The following is a 423-nucleotide window of genomic DNA, read 5'->3' as shown; positions in this document are numbered from 1 at the left end:
CCTCAACCGTCGTCACATCATCCACATCGGCGATCGCGGCCGTCGCCGTCGCTCCTTCAACACTCGTCTCTTCAAAGTTTCCGCCGTTGATCGCGGTCACCGTTGCCGTCAAACTGGACGGATCGATGTACACATCACGATCTTCCGTCGAGATGAACTGCGATCCGGCTCCGGTCGCATCCAGCGCAACCGTGTACTCCGTTCCGCCGATCTCCACCGTCACACTGGCCGGATAGCCAGCTTCCGGCGGATTGCTCAGCTGGAAGTTGAACGTCACTCCCGTATCGTTCTCCGTCACATCCGACGTCGTCACCTCAACCGTCGTCACATCATCCACATCGGCGATCGCGGCCGTCGCCGTCGCTCCTTCAACACTCGTCTCTTCAAAGTTTCCGCCGTTGATCGCGGTCACCGTTGCCGTCA

General features: G+C 59.6%; 1 protein-coding gene. It reads right to left on the bottom strand.

All coding sequences use genetic code 11. The annotated features are described in order from the left end of the window. Positions 1-412 (bottom strand): immunoglobulin-like domain-containing protein (locus tag ACLNEE_RS16995; protein ID WP_412007465.1); only part of this gene is annotated, 412 nt, incomplete at its 3' end. Positions 413-423: the final 11 nt, after the last annotated feature.

Source organism: Aphanothece stagnina RSMan2012, assembly GCF_046764815.1.
GTDB lineage: Bacteria > Cyanobacteriota > Cyanobacteriia > PCC-6307 > Cyanobiaceae > NIES-981.
Note: the sequence above shows the minus strand (reverse complement) of the source record. Positions and strands in the feature narration are given on the sequence as shown.